This window comes from Marimonas arenosa (genome assembly GCF_030848945.1).
GTDB classification, from domain to species: Bacteria; Pseudomonadota; Alphaproteobacteria; order Rhodobacterales; family Rhodobacteraceae; genus Marimonas; species Marimonas arenosa.
The window spans coordinates 72172-98225 of record NZ_JANHAX010000007.1 but is presented as its reverse complement, the minus strand read 5'-3'; the positions used below and the strand labels follow the sequence as shown (position 1 = coordinate 98225).

Annotated in this window: 23 protein-coding genes; 15 read left to right on the top strand and 8 right to left on the bottom strand. The window is 63.8% G+C overall.

All coding sequences use genetic code 11. The features are described from left to right. Position 1: 1 nt before the first annotated feature. Complete coding sequence (locus NO357_RS19130) at positions 2-754, top strand: SDR family oxidoreductase (RefSeq protein ID WP_306737348.1); 753 nt, start codon at positions 2-4, stop codon at positions 752-754. A gap of 97 nt (positions 755-851) precedes the next feature. Here NO357_RS19130 and NO357_RS19125 read toward each other — a convergent pair whose 3' ends face one another. Both NO357_RS19125 and NO357_RS19120 read right to left on the bottom strand, forming a co-directional pair. Next, entirely contained in the window at positions 852-2027 is a 1176-nt protein-coding gene (locus NO357_RS19125) for a UbiA family prenyltransferase (protein ID WP_306737347.1), read from the bottom strand. Continuing rightward, complete coding sequence (locus NO357_RS19120; protein WP_376744404.1) at positions 2027-2908, bottom strand: lytic transglycosylase domain-containing protein; 882 nt, start codon at positions 2906-2908, stop codon at positions 2027-2029. The genes NO357_RS19125 and NO357_RS19120 overlap by 1 nt, the downstream gene beginning before the upstream one ends. Before the next feature lie 364 nt (positions 2909-3272). On the opposite strand from NO357_RS19120, the gene NO357_RS19115 reads away from it, so the two are divergent. The 14 genes from NO357_RS19115 to pdeM all read left to right on the top strand — a co-directional run bounded on the left by NO357_RS19115 (position 3273) and on the right by pdeM (position 18951). After that, positions 3273-3455: a hypothetical protein gene (locus NO357_RS19115; RefSeq protein WP_306737346.1), complete on the top strand. Its 183-nt coding sequence runs from the start codon at positions 3273-3275 to the stop codon at positions 3453-3455. A gap of 257 nt (positions 3456-3712) precedes the next feature. Further along, complete coding sequence (gene cpaB / locus NO357_RS19110; RefSeq protein ID WP_306737345.1) at positions 3713-4561, top strand: Flp pilus assembly protein CpaB; 849 nt, start codon at positions 3713-3715, stop codon at positions 4559-4561. Between the two features lie 218 nt (positions 4562-4779). Continuing rightward, positions 4780-6207, top strand: a complete 1428-nt coding sequence (locus tag NO357_RS19105; RefSeq protein WP_306737344.1) for a type II and III secretion system protein family protein — start codon at positions 4780-4782, stop codon at positions 6205-6207. Positions 6208-6228: 21 nt separating this feature from the next. Beyond that, positions 6229-6888, top strand: a complete 660-nt coding sequence (locus NO357_RS19100) for an OmpA family protein (protein ID WP_306737343.1) — start codon at positions 6229-6231, stop codon at positions 6886-6888. A 347-nt stretch (positions 6889-7235) separates the two neighbouring features. Next, positions 7236-8477, top strand: coding sequence for a CpaE/TadZ family protein (locus NO357_RS19095; RefSeq protein ID WP_306737342.1), 1242 nt, complete (start codon positions 7236-7238; stop codon positions 8475-8477). 18 nt (positions 8478-8495) lie between these two features. After that, positions 8496-9962, top strand: coding sequence for a TadA family conjugal transfer-associated ATPase (locus NO357_RS19090; RefSeq protein ID WP_306737341.1), 1467 nt, complete (start codon positions 8496-8498; stop codon positions 9960-9962). Positions 9963-9967: 5 nt separating this feature from the next. Beyond that, positions 9968-10936, top strand: coding sequence for a type II secretion system F family protein (locus NO357_RS19085; protein ID WP_306737340.1), 969 nt, complete (start codon positions 9968-9970; stop codon positions 10934-10936). Between the two features lie 15 nt (positions 10937-10951). Further along, on the top strand, positions 10952-11923 hold the full coding sequence (locus NO357_RS19080; protein WP_306737339.1) for a type II secretion system F family protein: 972 nt from the start codon (positions 10952-10954) through the stop codon (positions 11921-11923). Between the two features lie 138 nt (positions 11924-12061). Continuing rightward, positions 12062-12616, top strand: a complete 555-nt coding sequence (locus NO357_RS19075) for a tetratricopeptide repeat protein (RefSeq protein WP_306737503.1) — start codon at positions 12062-12064, stop codon at positions 12614-12616. 39 nt (positions 12617-12655) lie between these two features. Then, the gene (locus NO357_RS19070) at positions 12656-13510 is read left to right on the top strand and encodes a tetratricopeptide repeat protein (RefSeq protein WP_306737338.1); all 855 of its coding nucleotides are present in this window, start codon (positions 12656-12658) and stop codon (positions 13508-13510) included. A gap of 10 nt (positions 13511-13520) precedes the next feature. Continuing rightward, positions 13521-14015, top strand: a complete 495-nt coding sequence (locus NO357_RS19065) for a prepilin peptidase (RefSeq protein WP_306737337.1) — start codon at positions 13521-13523, stop codon at positions 14013-14015. A 159-nt stretch (positions 14016-14174) separates the two neighbouring features. After that, positions 14175-15482, top strand: a complete 1308-nt coding sequence (locus NO357_RS19060; protein WP_306737336.1) for a DUF8689 domain-containing protein — start codon at positions 14175-14177, stop codon at positions 15480-15482. Between the two features lie 352 nt (positions 15483-15834). Next, positions 15835-18231 carry a ligase-associated DNA damage response DEXH box helicase gene (locus tag NO357_RS19055; RefSeq protein WP_306737335.1) on the top strand — a complete coding sequence of 799 codons (2397 nt, stop codon included), beginning with the start codon at positions 15835-15837 and terminating at the stop codon, positions 18229-18231. A 57-nt stretch (positions 18232-18288) separates the two neighbouring features. Further along, positions 18289-18951 (top strand): ligase-associated DNA damage response endonuclease PdeM, encoded by a 663-nt coding sequence (gene pdeM / locus NO357_RS19050; protein WP_306737334.1) that lies wholly within the window; start codon positions 18289-18291, stop codon positions 18949-18951. Between the two features lie 28 nt (positions 18952-18979). Here the strand turns inward: pdeM and NO357_RS19045 are convergent, their stop codons facing one another. The 6 genes from NO357_RS19045 to NO357_RS19020 form a co-directional block, all read right to left on the bottom strand. Beyond that, complete coding sequence (locus NO357_RS19045) at positions 18980-19678, bottom strand: LytTR family DNA-binding domain-containing protein (RefSeq protein ID WP_306737333.1); 699 nt, start codon at positions 19676-19678, stop codon at positions 18980-18982. Positions 19679-19867: 189 nt separating this feature from the next. Then, a complete protein-coding gene (gene folD / locus NO357_RS19040; protein WP_306737332.1) occupies positions 19868-20770 on the bottom strand; it encodes a bifunctional methylenetetrahydrofolate dehydrogenase/methenyltetrahydrofolate cyclohydrolase FolD in 903 nt (300 codons plus the stop codon). Between the two features lie 39 nt (positions 20771-20809). Then, complete coding sequence (locus NO357_RS19035) at positions 20810-21184, bottom strand: cupin domain-containing protein (protein ID WP_306737331.1); 375 nt, start codon at positions 21182-21184, stop codon at positions 20810-20812. Between the two features lie 89 nt (positions 21185-21273). Then, on the bottom strand, positions 21274-22950 hold the full coding sequence (locus NO357_RS19030; RefSeq protein WP_306737330.1) for a formate--tetrahydrofolate ligase: 1677 nt from the start codon (positions 22948-22950) through the stop codon (positions 21274-21276). A 157-nt stretch (positions 22951-23107) separates the two neighbouring features. Next, the gene (locus tag NO357_RS19025) at positions 23108-23707 is read right to left on the bottom strand and encodes an MOSC domain-containing protein (protein ID WP_306737329.1); all 600 of its coding nucleotides are present in this window, start codon (positions 23705-23707) and stop codon (positions 23108-23110) included. 13 nt (positions 23708-23720) lie between these two features. After that, positions 23721-26051 carry a peptidoglycan -binding protein gene (locus NO357_RS19020; protein WP_306737328.1) on the bottom strand — a complete coding sequence of 777 codons (2331 nt, stop codon included), beginning with the start codon at positions 26049-26051 and terminating at the stop codon, positions 23721-23723. Positions 26052-26054: the final 3 nt, after the last annotated feature.

The following is a 26054-nucleotide window of genomic DNA, read 5'->3' as shown; positions in this document are numbered from 1 at the left end:
CATGCCCGGACATACGACAACCGAGACCTGGATCATCCTCGGTGCCACCTCGTCGATGGCCCGCGCATTGTCGCGGGCGCTGGCCGAGCAGGGCCACGCACTGTTGCTGGCGGGCCGCGACACCGAAGACATGAAACGCCTCGCCGCCGACTGCGACGCGCGCGGCGCCGCCTGGGCGCAGGCCGTTGCCTTCGACGCCCGCAAGCCCGCCACATTCACGCCGCTTATCGAAAAGCTTTCCGAACAGGAGGGCATGCTCAATGCCGCGGTCTTCGTCGGCTCCATGCCCGAGCAATCGGCAATCGACGAAGATCCCTCCCTGATCGACGGCACTGTTACCGACAGCTTCACCGGTCCGGCGCGGTTCCTGCAGATGATGGCGCCCTTGATCGAGGCGCGCGGCGGTGGAACAGTCGTGGGCATCGGCTCGGTCGCGGGCGACCGCGGGCGCGTGGGCAACTATGTCTACGGCGCCGCCAAGGCCGGCTTTCACACCTATCTCTCGGGGCTGCGCAACCGGCTGGGCCGGTCGGGCGCACATGTGGTGACGGTGAAACCCGGTTTCGTCGACACGGCGATGACCTGGGGGATCGAGGGCATGTTCCTCGTGGCCCCGCCCGAGAAGGTTGCGCAGGACATCCTGCGGGCCGTCGAAAGGAAGAAGAACGTGATCTACACGCCGTTCTTCTGGCGGTACATCATGCTGATCATCCGCTCGATCCCGGAACCGATCTTCAAGAAACTCTCGATCTGACGCAGAACAGACCGTTCCGCCCCTTCATCTGACCGGAAATATCCCGGGGGTGAGGCCGCCGGCCGAGGGGGCAGCGCCCCCTGCCCCGCTCACCGCCTCAGAACCCCAGCCACTTGGCCCACAGCCCGGCGGCATACCACATCAGCGACAGGGTGATCATGATCAGCCCCAGCCCCCGCTTGTCGCGCATGGCAAAGACGATCGGGTCGTAATCCTGCTTGCCATAATACCCCAGCCGCACCATGCGGAACAGCCAGCCGGCCAACGGCAGGATCGCCAGCCACAAAAACCAGCGATCCGGATAGAGCCGCTGCGCCTGTGCCGACATGGTGTAGAGAAAGAAGATCACCAGCGACACCGCCATCCCCGCCATCGCAAAGTTGAGAAGCGCTCCGCGGTCGGGCTTGCCATAGCCCCGCCCCGGCAGCCGCTCGTCGGAGGTGGCCAGGGTCAGCTCGGTCAGCCGCTTGACTGCGCCGAGCGTGAGGAACACCGGGAAGACGAAGATGATCATATAGATCGAGGTATCGACATGCACCGCTGCCGCACCGGCGATCACGCGCACGGTGTAGAGCGCGGCGAGCGCCCCGATATCCACCCAGCGTGCCCGTTTCAGGCGGAAGGAATAAACAATCGAAAGCCCGACATAGAAGACGGTAATGGCCACGAACAACCCGCCCAGCAGGGCACCCACCCCCAGCGCGACCGCCGCCAGCAGGAAAAACGCCGCCACGCCGACCCGGATCGGCACCGCGCCGCTGGCGAAGGGGCGTTTGCATTTTTTCGGATGCAGCCGGTCGGCCTCGAGGTCCAGCAGATCGTTGACCACGTAGATCGACGAGGCCGCGGCGGAAAACGCCACCATGCCCAGCAGGACCTGCACGAAGGCCGCCCAGGTGAAACTGTGCGCCGCCAGCAACGGCAACAGCAGCAACACGTTCTTGACCCATTGATGTGGCCGCAGCGCGCGGGCCAGATCACGCAGCGCCCAGGGCTGCGGCACCGCCTCGCCCGGGCGGTCGCTTACCCCGTCGAGCCCGTGATGCGCTGCCAGTTCGCCGGCCAGGCCGGTCTCGCCGCCGCTGGCCAGGCGCACCTCGCGGCCCTCGGCCCGGGCGGTTTCGATCCGCGCCAGCGCCTCGGACGACACCGGCAGCAGGTCGGCGCGCAGCACGCCGTCGCCGGTGATCGCATCAAGGCGGCGCTCCAGGGCCGGATCGGTGCGCAGAAAGCCCCCGGCCAGCCGCAGCACCAGCGGTTCCTTCGGCCCCATCAGCCGCTCCCGCTCACATCGACGTTGAACACGCAGCCGTCGCTCACCAGTTGCGGTGGTGTCAGGCACAGCCCCCGCGCGGTGGCGAAGGCCGCCAGCACCTTGGGTACGTAATCCCGGGTCTCGGCATACGGCGGCACGCCCTTGTGCGTCTTCACCGCGTTTTCACCGGCATTGTAGCCCGCCAGCACCAGGATCGGATCGCTGTCGAACTCTTTCATCAGGAAGTTCAGGAAGGCGACCCCGCCCTTGATGTTGTCGGCCGGCACGCTGGCATCGGTCACTCCGAAACGTTCGGCGGTGGCCGGCATCAGTTGCATCAGCCCCTGCGCTCCGGCGCCGCTGACCGCATCAGCCTTGCCCGCCGACTCGACCGCGATCACCGCCAGAACCAGCGCCGGCGACACCTCGGTGCCGACGGTGGCGCGCAGGATGTCGGCGCCGCGCGTCCTGGCGATCTCCTGCAATCCCTGCAACCGCGGCGCCGAAACCGCCGCCTGCCCGCCTGGCGGGGTCGCGATTCGGTTGAGCGCGGCATCGAGCCGCCCCGGCGCGCTCTGCTCCAGCGCCGGCGATACCGTCTCCCAGAACCAGGCATACCGCGCGCTGGCGGATCTCGGGGACGCGGCCACAGGCGTCACCTCGGCGTCACCGCCGGCGTCAGGCTCGGGCTTTTTCGCCAGCCGGGGATTCTGCCGCGCCATATCTTCGGGCGTGATCGCCACGGTGATCCGTTTCGAGCTGTTGCCCTTTTTTGGCGGTTTTACCGACTTGAAGGTGAATTCGGGAAACGGTTGCGGTTCGTTCGCCGCGACATTGCCCGCGGATATGGACAGCAGCCCGCAAAAGGCCACGGCCATCCCTGAAATATTGCGTCGCATGGCTGCGATCTGTCCTGCCTCATGTTTTTGTTGTGAAATTGATCGCAGAAAAACCGAGTCGAAGCCAGTTTGGCTGGCATTTTTGCTGCGCGATATGCCACATTTACCACGCCGCGGCTCGCCCCTGCCCCCGGGTTTACCGTTTTTCAAGATTTTTTTCCATTAAAAAACAATACGTTAATGGAATATTGCCGCCTGCCCACGAAATTTACCCGAATTGCTAAATTCGCGCCCAATTCCTGCCCGAATCCACTGGCTTTATTGCTGCATACCAAGACGGCAACGGGCCACCGAGAGAGACACACGGCCCTCCCAAGTTGCTGCCAAGGTGTAAAACCTAACTGATCCTTTGGAGGGACGAACCATGATCAAATTCATCAAAAACTTCCGCAAAGACGAAGACGGCGCCGTTACGGTTGACTGGGTTGTGCTGACCGCTGCTGTGGTGGGCCTCGCCGTTGCCGCTTACTCGTCGATCCGCGAAGGCGCAACCGGCCTGACCGACAACACCGCGACCTACATGGAAGGCATCCAGGTCGGTCAGTAATTCCGGACCAGTTCCGAATTGCAAAGAGGGTCGCCCCCGGCTGGGGCGGCCCTTTTCCTTTGCCGATCCGTCTGCACCTGGGCCCCGGTCACACCGCCGGGCAGGGCCCACGGCATGACCGGACGACAGGCGAATTGCCGGGGAAGAAACACAGCCCCTCCCTGTTTCTGCCATATTTGGATGTAATCCCTTGAAGGAATTCACAAGCGTAACAGCGCCCGGCCTCAAGGCCGGAAAACTTGAGGAAAGGTAGACCCATGCGAGCCGTTTTTGGACTTGTTCTGATCGTAGGGATCGGCTTGGCCGGCTTTGCCGTATATATGGCCAAGAACCAGTTTTCCGCATACGAACGCGAGCTGGCCCGCCGCGCCAACGAAGGCGGGATCGACACGATCGAGATCTATGTCGCCAACAAGCCGATGAAATACGGCGACGAAATCAAGCCCGAGGACGTGCGCCTCGCCAGGTGGCCGCGCGCGCTCAAGCTCGAAGGCGCCTTCGAGAAGCAGGAAGTCCTGTTCGTGCCCGGTCAGCCGCGGGTGATGTTGCGTGCCGTCGAGAGGAACGAACCGCTCAGCGCGGTCAAGGTGACCAAACCGGGTGAAACCGCCGGGATCACCTCGCTTCTGGAACCGGGCATGCGCGCTTTCGCCATCAAGGTCGACGTGACCTCGGGCGTGTCAGGTTTCCTGCGTCCGGGTCACAGGGTCGACGTCTACTGGACCGGTGACATTATCGCGGCCGATGGCAATCGGCGGGAAATCACCAAGCTGATCGAGGCCGGCGTGCCGATCGTTGCCATCGACCAGTCGGCCGATGTCGACAACGCCAAAGCCACCATCGCCCGCACCGTCACCGTGTCGGCAAACCAGCGTCAGGTGGCGGGCCTGGCGCAGGCACAATCCACCGGCCGCCTGTCGCTGTCGCTGGTGGGCACGGAAGACGACACCGTCGCCGAGGACATCGAGATCGACCAGGACACCCTGCTCGGGATCGCCCGCGTCGAAGCGCCGGCTCCGGTAGTCAAGGAAGAGGAGAAGGTCTGCACCATCCGTACCCGTCGTGGCGCGGAAGTGGTCGAGATCCCGATTCCCTGCACCAACTGACCCCGCCACAACGCGGACCTGCATCAGTTCCGAAAGGGGGCGACGGCCCCCTTTTTTCTTTTTTCCCGCCTTACGTGTAACAGGCTGTTGCGGGTTATCCACATAAACTGGCGAACAGAAGGTATTGATTCTTGCAAAAAAAGAGAAAATACCTCATGGTTCTCCAAAATCCGGGCAAAAGACCCGACAACGAGGCGTGATCGGAGAGGCAGGTCACAATGAAAAAGAGCAGTATTCTTGCAGCGGCCCTAATGGGTCTTTCACTCGCATTTGCGCACGTTCCGGGTCAGGTACATGCGGAAGATTTGCGCGTGGTCAAACGCGGTACGTCATCGTCGCTGAGTGTGCCGATGAACCGGGCGGTGGTCGTGGAAAGCGACACGCCTTTCGCCGAGCTAAGTATCGCCAATCCCCAGATTGCCGATATCTCGTCGCTCAGCGATCGAACGATTTATGTTCTGGGCAAATCACCGGGGATGACCACACTCACCCTGCTGGACGCCAACGGCCAGCTCATCACCAATGTCGACGTGCGGGTCGCGCCCGACATTTCCGAATTCAAAGAGCGCCTGCGGCAGATTCTGCCGGGCGAAAAGATCGAGGTCCGCACCGCCAACGACGGCATCGTGCTCTCGGGCACGGTCTCGTCCGCGGCACGGCTGCAACGCGCGCTTGATCTGGCCCAGCGCTACGCGCCGGACCGGGTGTCGAACCTGATGGCCGTCGGCGGCGTGCAGCAGGTGATGCTCAAGGTCCGCTTCGCCGAGATGCAGCGCACCGTGTCGAAATCTCTGTCGACCTCGCTGGCCCTGAACGGCAACATGTTCGGTGGTGGCCTGGGCGTGAACGGCGGCACCAACACCGCCAACAACCAGCCCAGCATCAACAACTCGCTGGCCGGCAACGTGCCCGCGGTCTCCGATAACAACGGCGCCATGGTCTTCGGCTTCAACGCCGGCGCGGTCGAGGTTGGTGTTCTGCTGGAAGCCCTTGAAAGCAAAGGCGTTGTCCGCACACTGGCGGAACCGAACCTGACTGCCCTGTCGGGTCAGGAGGCCAAGTTCCTGGCCGGTGGCGAATACCCGATCCCGGTGGCCCAGGACGGCGGCACCGTCACCATCGAGTTCAAGCCCTTCGGCGTCGAACTCAACTTCATCCCGCGCGTGGTGGATGGCGACCTGATCAACCTCGAGCTCGAGGCCGCGGTCAGCTCGATCGACCCGAACAACCGCATCGAGTTCAACGCCTTCAGCGTCGACGCCTTCCGCCGCCGTGAGACCTCGACCACGGTCGAGATGCGAGACGGCGAAAGCTTCGCCATCGCCGGCCTGCTGCAGGACGACTTCCTCGATGTCAACGGCCAGGTGCCATGGCTCGGCGACGTGCCGGTGCTCGGCGCGCTGTTCCGCTCGGCCAACTACCGGCGCGAACAATCCGAGCTGGTGATCATCATCACCGCCCATCTGGTGACACCGACCCGCGGCGAGGCCTTCGCCCTGCCGACCGATCGGGTGCGTCCGCCGACCGAGAAGGACCTGTTCCTCAATGGCAAGGTCGCCCGCGACGCACGCACGCCCACAACGGGCGCAGCCGGCGAAGTTGCCAAACAGGACTTCACCGGCTCCTATGGCTATGTAATGGACTGATAGAAAAGGGGGTATGTACAAATGAGAAAGTTCCTTCTCCTACCCATCGGCCTGCTGGCGCTGTCCGGCTGTGCCGTCAACACCCCCGGCGGGCAATCCTTTTTCCGGGAAGCTGGGGCCAATCTCGACAGCGGGTATTTCGGCAACGCCACGATGAACAATACCCAGATCATGTCGGGCGAACGGTCCTACGTCTACAGCTTGGCGAACCGCTTCGCCCAGGAGGTGCCGACGGTGGTGAACTTCGCCTTCGACCGGGCCGATCTGGATGCCGGCGCCCGTGATACGCTGCGCCAGCAGGCCCAGTGGATCCGCCAGTTCCCCGAGGTCCGCTTCCGCGTCTACGGCCATGCCGACGCGCCGGGCAGCAATGCCTATAACAAGCGCCTCGGCCTGCGCCGGGCCAAGGCGGCGGTGAACTACCTGGTCTCCCAGGGCATCAGCCGCTCGCGCCTCGAGGCGGTCGCCTCCTTCGGCGAGACGCAGCTGATCGTGAACACCCAAGGCAAAGAGCGTCGCAACCGCCGCGCGGTGACAGAGGTGTCCGGGTTCGTCCGCAATCACCCGTCGGTGCTTGACGGCAAATACGCCCAGATCATCTATCGCGAATACGTCAACAGCGCGATCCCCAAGACGACGCTTTCGGGAATCAGCGGCGACGACTTCAAGACCTCCGAATAACCGGGGTTGGACACGAGTTTCGAAAAGGCGCCTTCGGGCGCCTTTTTGTTATCGGCGTGTCTCACTCCCACCAGATCGATCTAGGCCCCAAAAAACCCAAGCCCCGCAGGCCGCGAACGCGCCGTTCGGGGGCCGGAAACTTTGGCGAAGGGCCGTCGAAACCGTCGCAGAATTCCGCACAATTTCGGTTTTTTAGCCCTAATGTTGCCCCAGTTCTCCATGAGATTGGCTGCAATAGCAAAACTATGCCCGACAGAACCGGGCATTGGGCCTGCGACCTGCGCCGTGCGAGCAAGGCATGGAAACGGCGAGGGAGACAACGGTCCAGACCGAAAGGATGAGAGGCAATGACGAGTGATCTAAAGCAATCGGATCTCAGCCCGCTCCAGGCCTGCACGATCAGTCGCGACGTGCAGAACTTCGATTTGCTGATCGAAGACATGGAAACCGTTCTTGGAGAAAACTGGGGCGATCTCGGGTTTGCCGAAGCCAAGGCCTTCTTCAACCAGGCCGAGGCAGAAGCGCTTGAATTCGTCGCCATCGCGATCGACGAAAGCGACGAGGAAAAGCTCGTCATGCTGGGCGACATCATCGAGGCCGCGAAACAGAAAGGCATCAAGGTGATCCTGATCGCCGAGGATGTCAGCCCCGCCGCGCTGCACCAGCTGCTGCGCCAGGGCGCGGATGAATTTGTCCCCTACCCGCTTCCCGAAGGTGAATTGCAGGCGGCGATCGAACGTATCCGCACGCCAGCGCAGACCTATGACCCGGTCGCCGCCCCGATGGCTCCGATGAGCGCCACCACCGGCAATCGCAACGGCGTGCTCATCGCCTGCCACGGATTGGCCGGCGGTACCGGCACGACCACGCTGGCGGTCAACCTGGCCTGGGAGCTTGCCATTGTCGAAAAGGAAGATCCGCCGCGGGTCTGCCTGGTCGACCTCGACCTGCAGTTCGGCGCGGTCTCGACCTATCTCGACCTGCCGCGCCGAGAGGCCGTCTACGAGATGCTGACCGATACCGACGGCATGGATGCCGACATGTTCAAGCAGGCGCTGGTCGGTTACGAGGACAAGCTCAGCGTGCTGACGGCCCCAACCGAAATGTTGCCGCTCGACCTGATCACCTCCGACGACGTCACCCGGGTGCTCGACATGGCCAAGAGCCACTTCGACTATGTCATCGTCGACATGCCCTCAACCTTGGTGCAATGGTCCGAGGTCGTGCTGAATGCGGCGCAAGTCTATTTCGCCACGCTCGAACTCGACATGCGCTCGGCCCAGAACACCCTGCGTCTCAAGCGCGCGCTGCAGTCCGAGGAGCTGCCTTACGACAAGCTGCGCTACGTTCTCAACCGGGCGCCGAAATTCACCGACATCAACGGCAAGAGCCGGGTCAAGCGCCTGAGCGAAAGCCTCGATATCGGCATCGAACTGCAATTGCCGGATGGCGGCAAGCAGGTGATGCAGGCGGGCGACCATGGTGTGCCCCTGGCTGAAACCGCATCGAAGAACCCGCTGCGCAAGGAAATCGCCAAGCTCGCCCATTCGTTGCATGAAATCGGTCAAGACGCCGCCGAAGCCGCCTGAAACAGAGGATAGTCGCACATGTTTTCGCGTTACAAGAAACCGGGCGCTTCCGGAAAACCTGCTCCGGGGCAGCCGGGCAAAGTCACCAATCTTGCCGCCGCCAAGACGGGCGCCGCACCGCACGCCGAACCGGCCGCCGCCGCTTCGCTGCGCAAGCCGCCGCAGCAAGCGGCAGCCCAACCGGCTGGCGGCGATAAGGAAAAGAAACGCAAGGCAAGGATGGCCGAGCTCAAGCTCGAACTGCATCGCGAGCTTCTGGAAAATCTTAACCTCGCCGCACTGGAATCCGCGTCCGAGAAAGAGCTGCGCGCCGAAATCAACGAGATCACCACAGAAGTTCTGAACCAGAAATCTGTGGTTCTGAACCGTGAAGACCGAACCCAACTCAACCAGGAACTCTTCGACGAAGTGACGGGCCTCGGCCCATTAGAAACACTTCTGAAAGATGAAACCGTCAACGACATCCTGGTGAACGGCCCACAGCAGATCTTCGTCGAACGCGAAGGTAAGCTGCAACTGACCGACGTCACCTTCAAGGATGAACGGCACCTGATGCGGATCATCGACAAGATCGTCTCGGCGGTGGGCCGGCGCGTCGATGAATCGAACCCTTACGTTGACGCCCGTCTTCAGGACGGTTCGCGTTTCAACGCCATGGTGCCTCCCATCGCGGTCGACGGTTCGCTGGTGTCGATTCGTAAATTCAAGAAGGACAAGCTCGGCATCGACGATCTTGTCCGTTTCGGCGCCTTTTCCGAAGAAATGGCCGCCTACTTGCAGGCCGCCGTCGCCACCCGTCTCAACATCATCGTCTCGGGCGGGACCGGTTCCGGTAAGACGACCACTCTGAACGCGCTGTCGTCCTTCATCGACAATGCCGAGCGCATTCTCACCATCGAGGACACGGCGGAACTCCAGCTCCAGCAGACCCATGTCGGCCGGATGGAAAGCCGCCCGCCCAACGTCGAGGGCAAGGGCGAGGTTTCCCCGCGCGACTGTTTGAAAAACGCCCTGCGGATGCGTCCTGACCGGATCATCGTCGGCGAAACGCGCGGCGAGGAAGTCATCGACATGCTGCAGGCCATGAACACCGGCCACGACGGCTCGATGACCACGATCCACGCCAACAACCCGCGTGACGGCATTTCGCGTCTGGAAAACATGATCGCCATGGCCGGGATCGAAATGCCGATCAAGGCCGTGCGCTCCCAGATCGCCTCGGCCGTGAATCTCATCGTGCAGGCCAGCCGCCTTCAGGACGGATCACGCAGAATGACCTCCATTACCGAAGTCACCGGGATGGAAGGCGACGTCATCTCCATGCAGGAAGTGTTCCGCTTCCAGCGCGTCGGCCTGACTCCCGATAACAAGATCATCGGTCACTTCACGGCCACCGGCGTGCGCTCGCACTATTCCGAACGCTTCCGCCTCTGGGGCTACGACCTGCCGCCGTCGATCTTCGAACCCACGCTAGCAGCGGAGTAAATGTAATGGCAATCAGTGCAGAACCGCTTATCTACGCGTTGATCTTTATCGGCGTCCTGGTCCTTGTCGAGGGCCTGTATCTCACCGTGTTCGGCAAGTCGATCTCGCTGAACTCGCGGGTCAACCGCCGGCTCGAGATGCTGGAGAAGGGCACCGCCCGCGAAGAGGTGATGGAAAAGCTCCGCAAGGAGATGAGCCAGCACATGAGATCGCGGAAGGTCCCGCTTTACTCGCTGCTGGCCGACAAGGCCCAGAAGGCCGCCATCGCCTTCACCCCCAGCCAGCTGATCATGATCATGGCCGGCCTCTCGGTCGTGGCCTTCATCGGCCTCACCGTCGGCACCGAAACCTCTATCGAGGTGCGGGCGCTGATGTCCGTCGCCATGGGGGTCGGCGGGATCTATTTCTGGATCAGTTCAAAGGCCAAGAAACGCATCAGCATGATCGAAGAACAGCTGCCAGATGCAGTTGAACTTATGGTTCGAAGCCTCCGCGTCGGCCACCCCTTCTCCTCGGCGATCCAGATCGTCTCGAAGGAGGTGAAGGATCCGCTGGCCTCGGAGTTCGGCATCATCGCCGACGAGGCTGCCTATGGTCGCGACATGGGCGAGGCCCTGAAAGACATGGCCGAACGCATCGACCTGCAGGATTTGCGCTTCCTTGCGGTGGCCGTGACCATTCAGCAGGTGTCGGGTGGTAACCTGGCCGAGATCCTTGCCGGCCTCGCCGCGGTGATCCGTTCGCGCTTCCGGTTGTTCCGCCGCGTCAAGGCGATCACCGCCGAGGCACAGTGGTCCGGCAAGTTCCTGTCGGGTTTCCCGGTGGCGGCGCTGATCGCTATCAACGTGATGGACCCGCATTACTATGACGAGGTGATGGACCACCCCTACTTCATCCCGGCCTGTATCTTCGTCGGCGTCATGCTTTCGCTGAACCTCCTGGTGATGCGCTGGCTGACCAACATCAAAGTGTGATCGGAGGCCAATGCCATGGAAATGATCAACCAAATGCTCACCGACACGCTGGGCCCGATGGGGCCGCTGATGGCCGCTGGCTTCCTCGGCGTGGTGCTCGTCCTGGTCACGCTGCCGGTGCTGCTCAAGCGCGAAGCCGACCCGCTCGACAAGCTGAAGAAACAACAGAAGAAAGGCCGCAGCACCGAAAACAAGGAAGCGCTGCGCGGCCGTCAGCGTAACGAAAAGCTCGAAAAATATGCCCAGTTCCTCGAACCCAAGACCGAGGAAGAACTCGAGGGCATGAAACTCAAGCTGATGCAGGCGGGCTATCGCGACCGCGACGCGGTGCGGTATTTCCACTTCGCCCAGTTCGCCCTCGGCATCGGCTTCCTGCTCCTCGGGGTGCTCTACTACATCCTGTTCAAGGCAAGCGGCGAAACTTCGACCCAGCAGACGCTGATGTATATCCTCGGCCCCGGCGCCGCCGGGTACATGCTGCCGAAATACTGGGTCGAGCGACGCCGCGGCGCCCGCCAGGAAGAGATCACCAACGGTTTCCCGGACGCGCTCGACATGATGCTGGTCTGCGTCGAGGCCGGTCAGTCGATGGACCAGGCGATCATCCGCGTCGCCAAAGAAATCCGCGCCTCCTTCCCCGCGCTGTCCGAGGAATTCGAGATCGTCAGCCACGAGATGAAGGCCGGCAAGGACAAGACCACCGTGCTCAACGACATGTCCGAACGCGCCGGCGTGCAGGACGTGGCCAGCTTCGTGACCGTGCTGAACCAGTCGCAATCCTTCGGTACACCGATTTCGGACGCACTCCGCGTTTATGCCGGTGAGATGCGCGACAAGCGGGTGATGCGCGCCGAAGAAGCCGCCAACAAGTTGCCCACCAAGATGACGCTGGCGACGATGATGCTGACCGTGCCGCCGTTGCTCATCATCCTCGTGGGGCCCTCCGTCCACGGCATCACCCAGCTCGGCAACATGGGTTCGTTCTAAGTCGCGTCGCCACAGTGATGCATCAATGCGGCGGTCCGGGCAGAAATCCTGCCCGGACCGCTTGATTTTCTCGTAACTGCCGCCGGTTTACTGCTATCGCTAGAGGCGAAAACAAGAAAAACCTTTCGAGCGGACATGATGATAAGGGCGGGTTTCCTTCTCTCAAGCCTTCTGGGCCTCGTCGCCTGCACGGCGCCGTTGGCGCCGACGCGCAATAGCCCCTTCCCTCCCGGTTTCGACCAGCGGGCCGAAGCGGTCGATGGTCTGGTGGTCGGTCACCGGTTGATGCAGGCCGGCGAATACGAACTCGCGCTCGGAGCCTTCACCCGCGCCGCGGCCGAGCACGGCATGACCGTCGACGTGGCCGCCGCGCTGGGTACCGCCAATCTCGGGCTGGGTCGGCTGGGCCAGGCCGAAACCCTGCTGCGCCGCGCCGTGAAACAGGACGACGCCATCCCCGAAACCTGGAACAATCTCGGCGTGGTTCTGATGGAGCAACGCAAATACACCGAGGCCGAGCAGGTCTTTCGCCGCGCCTACGCGCTCGACAATGGCCAAAGTGACTCAATTCGCGACAATTTGCGCTTAGCGCTCGCAAAATCGGAAAATTCCGATTATGGTGAATATATAGAACAAGACTACAAATTGGTACGGCGGGGATCGAGCGACTACCTGATCCGCCAGATACCATAGAAAAAAACGAGGCTGAGGCAGAAAAAGGACGCAGGCAACATGCGCCAGATTAGGATTATCACCCTGTGCCTGTCAGGTGCGGTGCTTCTTTCCGCATGTGACAAAACCGCCAGTAAAGGCGAGGTCAACCGCGCGCTGCAAAGCGTGAACGTGGTCGACGAGAGCAATCTCAACGATATCATGCTGACCGTCGCCGACCCCAACGAGGCGGTCACCTACTTCCAGCGGGCCGCCCAGGACAACCCCGACCGCGTCGATCTCCAGCGTGGCCTGGCACTGTCGCTGGTAAAGGCCAAGCGCGCGACCGAAGCGGTTGTAGCCTATGACAAACTGGTCAAGATGGACGGCTCCACGCTCGACGACCAGGTCGATCTGGCCGACGCTCTGATCCGCGCCGGCGACTGGAAACGCGCCGAGTCGACCCTCGACAAGGTAGCGCCGACGCACGAGACCTTCGCCCGCTACCGGCTCGAAGCCATGGTCGCCGACAGCAACAAGGAATGGAAGAAAGCCGACAGCTTCTACGAGGTCGCCGTCGGGCTCACCACCCGGCCCGCGGGCGTTCTGAACAACTGGGGCTATTCCAAGCTGACCCGCGGCGATTTCGCCGAAGCAGAACGGCTGTTCAGCGATGCCATCAAGCAGGACAACTCGCTGTTTACCGCCAAGAACAACATGGTTCTGGCCCGCGGCGCACAGCGCAACTACAACCTGCCGGTGATCCCGATGGATCAGACCGAACGCGCGCAACTGCTGCACACGCTGGGTCTTTCGGCGATCAAACAGGGCGATGTCGAAACCGGCAAGGGCCTGCTGCGCGAAGCGATCGACACCCATCCGCAGCATTTCGAAGCGGCCGTACGCTCGCTCCGGGCTCTCGAAACCAACAACTGACTCCGAACACATGTCGGTTTCCGCGCTCTCGGCCCTGATCTTCGCGCCGCTTGTCTGGCCGATCTGCCTCTGGGTGGCATGGTCCGACATGGCGCGGATGCGCATACCCAACAACGCCGTGGTGGCGCTGTTTCTGGTGTTCGTGGTGCTCGGTCCTTTCGCGCTGCCGTTCGATGACTATCTCTGGCGGTTCGCCCATCTCGGCGTGCTGCTGTTGATCGGCATCGTGATGAACGCCTCCGGCATGATCGGCGCTGGCGACGCCAAGTTCGCCGCCGCCGCCGCACCTTTCATTGCCTTCGGCGACCTGCGGCTGATCATGGTGCTCTATGCCGCCAACCTGCTGGCCGCCGTCGCCACCCACCGGTTTGCCCGCGTCACCCCCCTGCGGCGTCTGGCTCCCGAGTGGGAAAGCTGGCACCGCGGCTGGGATTTTCCCATGGGGCTGTCGCTAGGGGCGACGCTGGCCGCCTATCTCGGCCTCGGCATCTTCTTCGGCAGCTGACCTCCGCCGCAATCGCGCCACAAACATTCCCCGGAACCGCCGCTAACGCCGCAGGGTTTTCCATCTTTTCCCCACAGTCTCAGGCCATTTTGACGGTGCAGAGGGCCGCCTCTCCGGTGCGGTCGCTTTGTGTTTGAGCAGGTAAAGAGGCAAACGCCCATGAACATGCAACCGAATTCTGTGATGGCGCCCCCGCCGCCGCGCAATCTCGACGAGATGCGCCTGCCCATCATCATGATGCGCGACATCCTTCTGAAGACCATCTTCCGCAAGAATGTCAGTGAAGTGACCGAGATGGCCAAGGCCGTCTGCCTGCCGCGTCAGGTCACCCAGGAACTGATCGACATGGCCCGCGAACAGCGCCTGGTCGAGGCCACCGGCACGCTCAATGCCAACTCCGGCGGCGAGATGGGCTACCAGTTGACCGATGCCGGCAAGGCCCGCGCCCTCGATGCGCTGGCACAGTCGGAATACTACGGCGCCATGCCGGTGCCGCTCGAGGTCTACCGCGAGCAGGTGCAGCGCCAGTCGATCCGCAACATCCAGATCACCCGCACACAGCTGACCGACGCCATGGGCCACCTGGTGCTGCCCGACAGCCTGCTCGACCATCTCGGCCCCGCGGTCAGCGCCGGCCGCTCGATTCTGATGTACGGCCCGCCGGGCAACGGCAAATCCTCGATCTCCAACGGCATTCGCGACGCCATGGGCGACAAGGTCTACGTACCGCGCGCCATCGAATACTCCGGCCAGGTCATCACCGTCTACGACCCGATCGTGCACTCCGCCGCCGAAGAGGAACACGACGATCCCAACAGCCTGCGCCGCCGCCGCACCTTCGACACCCGCTACGTGCGCTGCGACCGGCCGACCGTGATCACCGGCGGCGAACTGACGCTCGGCATGCTCGACCTGGTCTACAACCCCACCGCGCGCACTTACCAGGCGCCACTGCAGCTGAAATCCACCGGCGGCATCTTCATCGTTGACGACCTTGGCCGCCAGTCCGAACCGCCGCAGGCCCTGATCAACCGCTGGATCGTGCCGCTGGAAGAGGGCAAGGATATTCTCGCCCTTCAGTCGGGCGAAAAATTCGAGGTGCCCTTCGACACGCTGGTGATCTTCTCGACCAACTTCCACCCCAACGAGATCTTCGACCAGGCCGCGCTGCGCCGGATCTTCTTCAAGATCAAGATCGACGGGCCGAACCAGGAGAACTTCCTCAAGATCTTCGCCATGGTCGCCCGCAAGAAGGGTCTGGAACTCGACGAAAAGTCGCTCGTGCACCTGTTGAAGGTCAAGTACCCGACGATCGACAACATCTACGCCAACTACCAGCCGGTCTTCCTGATCGACCAGATGATCTCGGTCTGCGATTTCGAGGGCATTCCCTACAAGATGTCGCCCGACCTCATCGACCGGGCCTGGGCCAACATGTTCGTCAAGGATGAAGTGATCGTTAAATGATCCTTATACCGTCTTCATGATTTCTAGTTATGTTGTTGGCGCTGCATAAGCACAGCATCTAAGCACGGCGCGCGGTGAGGCACCGTCGCCGTACAACATCACGCAGCCAGGGTTCGGCCGCTGTCACGAGCTGCACTTTCGTGCCGCCGTCACCGGTCCCGGCCGCGTGCGCACTTGCGCCATGCCGGACCGCATGGTGGGTTAACCCGTTTCCCAACCTATCCTTACCCCACCGAGCGCCAGACAAGGTGCCAGCCAGGCCGCCAGCCGGGCTGCCATACTCACCGGTTTGTCCAGGCTCAGCCCTTTAACCCCCTCGCACGTTGGCGCAACACTTCCTAAACTCTGGCCCATGACGCCCCTCCCCGCGCCCCTTTCCCGCTGGTTTGACCACCGCGGATGGCAGATCCACCCGCACCAGCGCGACATGCTGGATCGGGCCCGCGAACCGGCGCTTCTGCTGATCGCGCCCACCGGCGGCGGCAAGACCCTGGCGGGCTTCCTGCCCAGCCTCGCCGAACTGGCCGACGGCACGCATAAAGGCTTGCACACACTGTATATTTCGCCGCTCAAGGCGCTCGCCGCCGATATCCGCCGCAACCTCGAAACGCCGGTGGCCGAGATGAACCTGCCGATTCGCATCGAGGACCGCACCGGCGACACGTCACAGACCCGCAAAAAGGCCCAGCGTGCCGACCCGCCACACATCCTGCTGACCACTCCCGAGAGCCTTGCCCTGCTTGTCTCCTACCCGGACGCCCCGCATATTTTCAAAGGACTGCAGCGGGTTATCGTCGACGAAATCCACGCGCTGGCAGAATCGAAACGCGGCGATCAACTGATGCTCGCCCTGTCGCGCCTGCAATCTCTCGCCCCCGATCTGCGCCGCGTCGGGCTCTCGGCCACGGTCGACCGGCCGCACGACATCGCCGCCCTGCTCGCCTGCCACCCGAAGCCCTGCGCGATCCTTCAGGCCGATCCCGGTCCCGACCCCGATATCGCCATGCTGCGAACCGCCGAGTCGCCACCGTGGTCCGGTGGCGGCGCGGCCTACGCCATCCCGGCTGTGCTGGACCAGGTCAGGAAACACCGCACCACGCTGATCTTCCACAACACCCGCGCCCAGGCGGAAATTTTCTTTCATAATCTGTGGCTTGCCAATGACGAAGGCCTGCCCATCGGTATCCACCACGGCTCGCTCGACCGCGCCCAGCGGGAAAAGGTCGAGGCCGCCATGGTCGCCGGGCAACTCCGCGCCATCGTTTGTACCGGCTCGCTCGACCTCGGCCTCGACTGGGGCGACGTCGATCTGGTGATCCAGGTCGGCGCACCGAAAAACGTCAAGCGCCTGATCCAGCGGATCGGCCGCGCCAACCATCGCTACAACGCCCCGTCCAAGGCCCGGCTTGTCCCCGCCAACAGGTTCGAAGTCATCGAATGCCGCGCCGCGTTAGAGGCCGCGCGCGACCATGACCTCGATGGCGATCCGCGCGGCCCCGGCCCCCGCGATGTACTGTGCCAGCATATCCTGATCAGGGCCTGTTCCGGTCCGTTTACGGCCGATCAACTTTTTTCGGAGATTATCACCACCGGCGCCTATCGCGACCTTTCGCGCCGCGAATTCGATGCCTGTCTCGATTTCGTCGCCACCGGCGGCTATGCCCTGCGCGCCTATGACCGCTGGCAACGGCTGGTGCTGCGTAACGGCCAGTGGCAGCTGCGCGACCCGCGGTCCGCCGCCCGCATCAGGATGAATATCGGCACCATTCAGGACAGCGACCTGCTCAAGGTCCGGATGCGCGGCCGCGGCCCGGCCCTGGGCGAGGTCGAGGAAGGTTTCGCCGCCTCGCTGACTCCCGGCGACACGTTCCTGATCGGCGGAAAAATCGTGCGTTACGAGGGCCTTAGGGAGATGACCATCGAAGTCTCACGCGACCCGGGGCGCAAGCCCAAGGTGGCCGTGTTCTCCGGCACCAAGTTCTCGACCTCGACCCAGCTCAGCCAGCGGATCCTGCGGATGTTGCAGCAGGACGACTGGCCCGAACTGCCCGATCACACCCGCACCTGGCTGCATCTCCAGCGCCAGGTGTCGCGCCTCCCCGAACCGGGGCGGCTTCTGGTGGAAAGCTTCCCGCATGATGGCCGCGAACATATCTGCGCCTACGGGTTCGCCGGCCGGAACGCCCAGCAGACGCTCGGCCTCTTGCTGACCAAGCGGATGGAGGAGATGGGGCTCGCCCCGATGGGTTTCGTCTCCACCGACTATGCAACGCTGGTCTGGGGGCTGGATCCGATCTTGGACACGGCGCCGCTGTTCGATCTCGGCGCGCTGCGCGACGGGCTCGACGGCTGGCTCGCCGGCAACGCGGTAATGAAGCGCACCTTCCGCGCCGTCGCCACCATTGCCGGGCTGATCGAGCGCAATACCATCGGCCAGAAGAAGACCGGACGACAGGCGACGTTCTCTTCAGACATTCTTTACGACACTCTGATGAAATACGACCCCCACCACCTGCTGCTCGATGTCACCCGCGAAGAAGCGATGCGCGGCCTCGTCGATTTCGCCCGGATCGAGGAAATGGCCACCCGCATTCAAGGCCGGATCGACACCTTGCGCCTGTGCCGCGTCACCCCGCTGGCGGCGCCACTGTTTCTCGAGGTCGGCAAGGTGCCGGTCTCGGGCGCCGCGGACGAACGGTTGCTGCGTGACGAGACCACGCGGCTGATGCAGGCGGCCGGGCTGGCCTGAAGCGAAAGCCTTTGAAAACCGCTTGCAAAACCGGGGGCCAGGCCGCAAGAACAATGCATGAACGGTTACGATTTCACCCTGGCCGGCGCTGATTTGCAGGTCCGCGGATCGGGGGCTCTTTACTGGCCCGCACGCCGGCTTCTCTGCGTCTCCGACCTCCATCTCGGCAAGTCTGAACGCATGGCCCGGCGCGGCGGCACTGCCCTGCCGCCCTACGAGACCCAGGACACGCTATCGCGGCTCGACGCCGAACTGGCGGCAACTACTCCGGAGATCGTGGTCTGCCTTGGCGACAGTTTCGACGATGCCGCGGCGGCCGACGCCCTGCCCGACCGCGACAGGCTGTGGATTTCACGGCTTCAGGCCGGGCGCCGCTGGGTCTGGATCGAAGGCAATCACGACCCCGGACCGGTTGATCTGGGCGGCACCCATCTCAACGAGTTGCCCATGCACCCGCTGGTCTTCCGTCACATCGCCCAGCCTGCACAATCGGGTGAGATATCAGGGCATTACCACCCCAAAGCCAGCCTCACGGCCAAGGGAAGAACGATCACCCGCCCCTGTTTCCTGATCGACGGGGACCGCGTGATTTTGCCCGCCTTCGGCACGTATACCGGCGGTTTGCGCTGCCATGATGTGGTGCTGACCGATCTGATGCGTGACGAGGCGCTGGCGGTCTTGACCGGCCCGTTCCCGGCACCGATTCCAATGCCGCGCTGAACCAGCGACAGCGGGAGGCCACGCCACTTTAAAGGAGCCCGGCCTTTTCCAGTTCGGGCCGGTATTTCCGGCTGACCGGTACGCGGTCGCCATTGACCAGCCGCAGAAAGATCTTGCCGGGCTCGCGGTCGATACCCGTAATCGCGGCTTGCGTCACCCAGTGCGAACGATGCGCACAATACCCCTGAATCGGTTCCATTTCGGCGATCGCATCCGAAAACCGCATGCGGATGTTGGTTGAACCTTCCGACGTGACCACCTCGACGAGGTGATCGCGCCCGGTCAGGCGGTAGATTTCTCCACCGAATTCTTCCGGCAGACGTTGCAGCAGGCGCGGCAGCGTTTCTCCATCATCGGCATCGGCCTCACCGCTGCCGACCCCGGAGTCAAACCACAGGTACTTCACTCCGATGCCGAAAACCGCGATCAGAAAGACATAGGCGCCCAACTCATAAGGTTGCACCGCCGCTGCATGTCCGGTGCCGAGCAAGACCGGCGAAAGCCGCCAGATCACGGCCGACAGCACCGGCGCCATGATGGCAACCGCGATCATTTCGCGCCGCAAGACGGGCCAGTCCGCGAACTTTTTGAACACGATCAGGCGCAGCGTTCCACCCAGTGCAAGGGTCACCGCGATGATGATCCCCCAATAGAACAACCGGGTCGGGAAATCGAATTGGGTATAGGTTCCGAACGGGCCGAGAACCGCGGCGCAAAGCGTTGACACAAGCCACACCTGTCCCGCCAGCGAGAGGTTGATCCCCCCGGCGGTGTCTGACGGGCCTGTCCTGGGTCGATTTGGCAAAGCGCACCCACGCGATTTTGGTGACCAACACCCATGTAGCGCAGTGCCGTCCATTGTTGCAAGACGCACCGACGCCATTTAGCGTCATTATGCGGCGCGGGTTGCGGCGTCCTAAGCCGTAATCCCCTCGGGTTCCAGCAGTCCGTGCGCGCGGCAGCAGGCCGTCACCGTATTGGCCAGAAGGCAGGCGATGGTCATCGGCCCGACGCCGCCCGGCACCGGCGTGATCGCCCCCGCCACCTGCGCACAGCTTTCGAACTGGCAATCGCCCACCAGACGGGTTTTGCCCGCCCCGCGCTCGGGCGCGTCGATGCGGTTGATGCCCACGTCGATCACCGTCGCACCGGGCTTGATCCAGTCGCCGGTGACCATTTCGGGCCGCCCGACCGCGGCCACCACGATATCGGCCCGACGCACCACCTCTTCGATGTCGCGGGTGCGAGAATGGGCGATGGTCACGGTGCAGCTGTCGCCCAGCAAAAGTTGCGCCATCGGTTTGCCGACGAGGTTGGAGCGCCCGATCACCACCGCGTTCATCCCGCTCAGGGGGCCCAGATGGTCACGCAACAGCATCAGGCAGCCCAGCGGCGTGCAGGGCGCCATCGCATCCTGCCCGCTGGCCAGGCGTCCGATATTGAGGATATGCAGCCCGTCGACGTCCTTGGCCGGGTCGATCCGTGCGACGATCTCACTTTCCGACAGGTGATCCGGCACCGGGAACTGGCACAGGATGCCATGCACCTTCGGGTCGGCGTTCAGTCTTTCGATCAGCGCATAAAGCTCATCGGCCGGCACATCGGCCGGCAGTTTGTGCTCGAAACTTGCCATCCCGGCCTCGACGGTTTGCCTGCCCTTGTTTCGGACATAGACCTGGCTGGCCGGATCCTCGCCCACCAGCACCACCGCGAGCCCCGGTGTGATCCCGTGATCGGCCTTCAGCCGGGCGACGTGGCCGGCTACCTTTCCACGCAGGTCGGCCGCAAAGGCCTTGCCGTCGATGATCTCTGCGGGCATCGTCCTGTCCTTTCTGTTTCGCGGGCGGCGGTCGGGGCGTCAGCTTTCGCCGAATCCCTCGCCGGGTTTGAGATAGGCTTCGCGGATCGGCGCGAAAACATCAATCACCACGGCCCCATCCGGGCCGGCCTTGATCGTGTGTTCGACACCAGGCGGGGTGCGCCAGATGTTGCCGGGACAAAGCTCGAAGCTGTGGTCGCCCTGATAGCGTGTGGCCGAGCCTTGCAGCAACAGCCCCCACTGCTCCTCGGGATGGCTGTGGCGCTGGCCCTCGGCACCCGGCGCGATCCGTACAACCGAGATCATCGCGTGCTCGCCGGGGAAGATCGTCGTGGTCAGCCCCTCGGCCAGTTTGCGGGCGATTCCGCCCGACGGATCATCGACATGAAACAAAACCCGGTCACTGTCGTCCATGAACGCCCCCTTCTCCCGTCACGTCCCTTGGGACGGCGGGCGGGGCGCCTTTGCCCGGACCGGGCAAACAGCGCCGCCCGCCGCTCCGGTCAGAACAGGCCTTCGACGTCGCCCGCCTCGTTCAGCCCAATCTCCAGCGCCGCGGGTTTGCGCGGCAGACCAGGCATGGTCATGATCTCGCCGCAGATCACCACGACAAAACCGGCCCCTGCGCTCAGCCGCACCTCCCGGATCGGCACCGAATGCCCGGTCGGCGCGCCGCGCAGATTGGGATCGGTCGAAAAGGAATACTGCGTTTTGGCCATGCAGATCGGCAGGTGGCCATAGCCCGCATCTTCCCACTGTCGCAACTGGTCGCGGATCTTCTTGTCCGCCAGCACATCATCGGCGCGATAGATCCGCGTGGCGATGGTCCGGATCTTCTCGAACAGCCCCATGTCATCGCGATAGAGCGGCGCAAACTGTGCCGCCCCGGCGTCGGCCAGCTGCGCCACGCGGGTGGCCAGCTCGATCGTGCCGGCGCTGCCTTCGGCCCAGTGCTTACACAGGATCGCCTCGGCGCCCTCGGCCCGTGCGGCATCCCGGATCGCCTGGATTTCGGCATCGGTGTCGGTGACGAAATGGTTGATCGCCACCACGACCGGCACGCCGAAAGCCTTGAGGTTGGAAATGTGGCGACCCAGGTTGGGGCAGCCCTCGGCCACGGCGGCGACATTTTCCTGGTCGAGATCGGCCTTCGAGACGCCACCGTTCATCTTCATCGCCCGCACCGTGGCGACCAACACCACCACGTCCGGCGCGATCCCGGCCTTGCGACATTTGATGTTCATGAATTTCTCGGCCCCGAGATCGGCGCCGAACCCGGCCTCGGTCACCACGTAATCGGCCAGTTTCAGCGCCGTCGTGGTGGCGATGACCGAGTTGCAGCCATGCGCAATGTTGGCAAACGGACCGCCGTGCACGAAGGCAGGGTTGTTTTCCAGCGTCTGCACCAGGTTGGGCTGCATCGCATCTTTCAACAGCACCGTCATCGCCCCGTCGGCGCCGATGTCGCGAGCATAGATCGGCTGGCGGTCACGGGTGTAGGCCACGATGATATCGCCCAGCCGTTTTTTCAGGTCGTCAAGGTTGCGTGCCAGACACAGGATCGCCATCACCTCGCTGGCCACCGTGATGTCGAACCCGGTCTGGCGGGCAAAACCGTTGGGCACACCGCCCAGCCCCACCACCATGTCGCGCAGGGCGCGGTCGTTCATGTCCATCACCCGGCGCCAGACGATCCGGCGCTCGTCGATTTCCAGCTCGTTGCCCCAGTAGATGTGGTTGTCGATCATTGCCGACAACAGGTTGTGCGCCGCAGTGATGGCGTGGAAATCGCCGGTGAAGTGCAGGTTCATCTCTTCCATAGGCACCACTTGGGCATAGCCACCCCCCGCCGCGCCACCTTTCATGCCGAAGCACGGGCCTAGTGACGCTTCGCGAATGCAGATCGCCGCCCGTTTTCCGATCCGGTTGAGCCCGTCGCCCAGGCCCACCGTCGTGGTCGTCTTGCCTTCGCCCGCCGGCGTGGGGTTGATGGCCGTGACCAGGATCAGCTTGCCGTTCTTCTTGCCCTGGACGCCGTCGATGAAATCCTGGCTGATCTTGGCCTTGTCATGGCCATAGGGCAGCAGGTGGTCGGCATCCATGCCGAGCTTGGCGCCGATCTCCTGGATTGGACGTTTCTTGGCTTCGCGGGCAATCTCGATATCGGACTTGTAGCTCATGGCGGGCAACCTTCTCCTCGCAGCCGGGTCATCGACCTCTGCCTCCGCTCTTACGCCTCTGTCGGCGGGAAGTGCGTTGCGAATCCGACATTTTCGACCCCGCTTGCGGCGGGATGACGCAGCATGGTTTCGAACTGGTCTTTCCGACCGGCGCCGCTCAAGCCCCTCGCGCGACCCCGAGATGGGTCCAGGCCGGTTGGTCCGGCACATGCAGGCGCAGGGTGTTACCAAGCGCCATCCGCCCCGGCCGTTCGACCCAGGCGGTCACTCCGCGGCGGCCATCGGCGGCGCGTTTGAATGCCTTGCCATGCCCCGGTCGAGCGGCTTCGATCACCTGACCCGGATAAATGCAGGGACGGTTTTCCATATCTACAACGAGCGACGCCCCGTCCGGCCCCTGCAGCTGCGATCCGGGCGGCACAAGACTGAAATCACCGATCCCCCGCACGACCAGAGAGGCTCCAAGCCAGGCCGGGTCGATCGCTTCGAGCCCGCAATCGTCGGCGATGGCGGCCAGGTCTTCGGCACTGACGATCGAAAGCTGCCCGGTATTGCGGATCTCGGTGCCGCGCGGGTGCTGGGCGCTGACGCGGCTGCAGGCCGGCCGGGTGACCCCGCCATGCGCCTCGCCGACAATCCCGCCCCAATCGAGTACCGCTTCTCGCAACGGCTCGGATTGCAGCCCGGCGTCCCGGTCGGCCACACGCCCGATCCAGGTGATTTCGGCGTAGAATCCGGTGGGTTTCAGCGCAGGCACGTCGGACCTTCCTTCAGCGTTCGGTCAACTTGAGTTCAATGCGGCGGTTCTGGGCCCGGGCCTCGGGGCTGTCACCTGCGGCCACGGGCTGGAATTCGCCGAAACCGTTTGCCGACAGACGGTCGGGCGGCACGCCCAAATCCTCGATCATGTAACGCACCACCGACAACGCCCGGGCCTGGCTCAGTTCCCAGTTGTCGGCAAACTCGGCCTGACCCAGCAGCGGCACGTTGTCGGTATGGCCGTCGACCTGGATCACCCAGTCGATGCTTTCGGGAATGTCGCTGGCAACCTCCTGCAGCAGCGCCGCCACCCGGGCGATCTGCGCCTTCCCTGCCTCCGACAGGGCCGCCTCGCCCGACGCGAACAGCACTTCCGACGAGAACACGAACCGGTCGCCGACCACCCGCACGCCTTCGCGCCCGCCCAACACGTCGCGCAGCCGCCCGAAAAATTCCGAGCGGTATTTTTCCAGGTCCTTCTTTTCGGCCTCGAGCCGCGCCTTTTCCTCGGCCAGCCGCCGGGCCTCGGCCTCTTCCAGCTGGCGCCGCTTGCGTTCTTCCTGGGCGGCGCGGGCCAGCGCTGCATTGAGGTCGGACCCCAGGGTCTGCAGCTGCACCTGCGCCGCGGCGTCACGGTCCTTGTAATCGTCGAGCAAGGCTTGCAGCGACCCGAGCTGCGACCTGAGCGCCGCCACCTGCTGATTGAGCAGCGCCTGCTGCTTTTGGGCTTCAGTCGATATCTCGGCCTGTTGCGCCAGTTCGTCGCGCGCCGCAGCAAGCAGGGCCGCGCGGGTCTCGGACTCGGTCATCACCTGCTCGGTCGCCTGTTCGGCGGCCAGCTTCGCCGCCAGCGCCTTGCGCAACTGGTCGCGCAACGCATCGCGGTCCACGCCCTCGGCCTGCGCCGCCTCGACCTGTTGCAGCGCCTTGGCAAGTCGCGCCTGCAAGTCGTCGCGCGCTGCCGCGCTTGTCTGCTCAGCAGCCGCGGCTTCCCGCTGCGCCTCGGCCAGGGCCGCTTCGGCCTTGGCCAGCCGCTGCTCCAGGCTCGCCCGGCTGGCGGTCAAACCTTCGGTCTGCTCGCGCGCCTCAGCCAGCGCCGCTTGTGCCGCTGCCAGCCGGTCCTCGAAACTTTTCCGCTCCGCCGCGGCCTCGTCATGGGCTGTGGCCAGCGCCGCCTCCGCTGCCGCCAGCCGCGCTTCCAGCCCCGCTGTTTCGGCTTCGAGCCGGGTCAGCAGGCCCTCGGCCTGGCTGCGGTTCTCGGCCAGCGCCGCCTCGAGCGTGGCCAACTGGGCCGCCAGCGACGCAGCCTCGCCTGATTTGGCATCGACCTCGGCCCGCGCCTTGGAGAGGGCCGCCTCGGCCGCCGCCAGGCGTTCCTCCCAGGTCTCCTTCTGCGCCGCCAATTGGCTTTCCAGCCCCGCCGCCTGCGCCTTGGTGTCATCGAGCGCCGCTTCCAGCGTCGCCAGCCGCGCCTCGAGCGTCGCCGCCTTCTCGCGCGCCGCGTCACCGCCGGTCTGAGCCTCTTCCCCGGCAAGCAGCGCCGCCGCCAGCCGCAGTTCCAAGTCCTCACCGGCCGTTTCCGCCGCGGCCAGCAGTGTCAGTGTCTCCTCCGCCCTGCGACGTTGCTCCTCGAGTGCCAGCGTCATCGCGGTGAGCTCGGCATCGGCATCTTTCAACTTCTCGCGCAGCGCCTCGGCCGCCGCGGCTTCGGCCAGCCGCCCGGCCTCTTCTTCGCTCAGCTTGTCTTCCAGCCCGGTCTTCTCAGTCTCCAGCGAAGCCACCAACGCTTCCAGTGCCTCGCGCTTGGCCGCGGCCAGCCGAGCCGCTTCGGCTCCGGCATCGATCTCCTCGCGGGCCTGCGCCAACGCCATGTTCAGCGCTTCCTGCTGACTCAAAAGCTCTGTCTGCCGGTCCTCGAGCCCGGTGATCGTGGCCCGGTCCCGATTTTGAGCCGCCAGCAGCCCCGCTACCTGGTCCTCGAAACTGGCAATCCGGCCGGCCTGCGCGTCGCGCTCGGCGGTCAGCGAGGCGATCATCGCCGCCTGACGGTCGGCTTCATCACGCGCTGTCTCGATCGTTGTGGTCAATTCGCCCACGCGGGTCTGCAGATCAGACGAGCGGCGCTGTTCCAACCCCAGCGCCTGCGCCAGCCGGGCAATCTCGGATGACAACTCGTCGAGTTCGCTTTCCTGACCGGAGATGGTTTCGCGCAGCACGAACTGCACCACCATGAAGATGGTCAGAACGAACATCAGCACCAGCAACAGCCCGGTCATCGCGTCCACGAAGCCTGGCCAGATCGACGATTGGAACCGCTGGCCGGTGCGGCGAGAAAGCGACATCGG